Below are 1,147 nucleotides of genomic sequence, written 5' to 3' on the forward strand. Positions count from 1 at the left end.
GGCACCTGCGGCCGCTCCGGCTGCCGCCGCACCCGCTGCGGCTGCCGAAGCAGCGCCCGCCGCGGCGCCTGCCGCTCCTTCCTTCAACAAGGGTGACACCAGCTGGATGATGCTGTCCACGCTGCTCGTCATCATGATGACCGTTCCCGGCCTGGCGCTGTTCTACGGCGGCCTGGTACGCAGCAAGAACATGCTGTCGGTGCTGATGCAGGTGATGGTCACCTTCTCGATGATCGTGGTGCTGTGGCTCATCTATGGCTACAGCCTCGCGTTCACCGAGGGGAACGCCTTCTTCGGCGGATTCGACCGGCTCTTCATGAAGGGGATCTTCGATCCGGCCACCGGCGTGTTCGCGCCCGGCGCCACCTTCAGCAAGGGCGTCTACATCCCCGAGCTGCTGTTCGCCGCCTTCCAGGCCACCTTCGCCGGCATCACCTGCTGCCTGATCGTGGGTGCCTTCGCGGAACGCGCCAAGTTCTCGGCCGTGCTGCTGTTCATGGTGATCTGGTTCACCTTCAGCTATGCGCCGCTCGCGCACATGGTCTGGTTCTGGATGGGCCCGGACGCCTACACCGCCGCCAACGTGGTGGACGCACAGAACGCCAAGGCCGGCCTGATCTGGCAGTGGGGCGCGCTCGACTTCGCGGGCGGCACCGTGGTGCACATCAACGCCGCCGTGGCGGGCCTGGTGGGCGCCTTCGTGATCGGCAAGCGCGTGGGCTACGGCAAGGAAGCCTTCACGCCGCACTCGCTCACGCTCACCATGGTCGGCGCTTCGCTGCTGTGGGTCGGCTGGTTCGGCTTCAACGCCGGTTCGGCCCTGGAAGCCGGCACCAGCGCCGTGCTCGCCTTCATGAACACCTTCACCGCCACGGCCGCTGCCGTGCTCGCATGGTGCATCGGTGAAGCGCTGATGCGCGGCAAGGCCTCGATGCTGGGCGCCGCTTCGGGCGCCGTGGCAGGCCTGGTGGCCATCACCCCGGCCGCCGGCAACGTCGGCCTGATGGGCGCGATCATCATCGGCTTCATCGCCGGCTTCGCCTGCCTCTGGGGCGTCAACGGCCTCAAGAAGCTGCTCGGCGCGGACGACTCGCTCGACGTGTTCGGCGTGCACGGTGTCGGCGGTATCGTCGGCGCGCTGCTCACC

Annotated in this window: 1 protein-coding gene; it reads left to right on the forward strand. The window is 67.7% G+C overall.

The genetic code is table 11. The features are described 5' to 3' along the window. The coding region (locus AC1DOC_RS34515; protein WP_478131688.1) for an ammonium transporter at nt 1–1,147 on the forward strand (1,147 nt) is incomplete at both ends.

The organism is Variovorax sp. 01T439_2 (genome assembly GCF_056398445.1).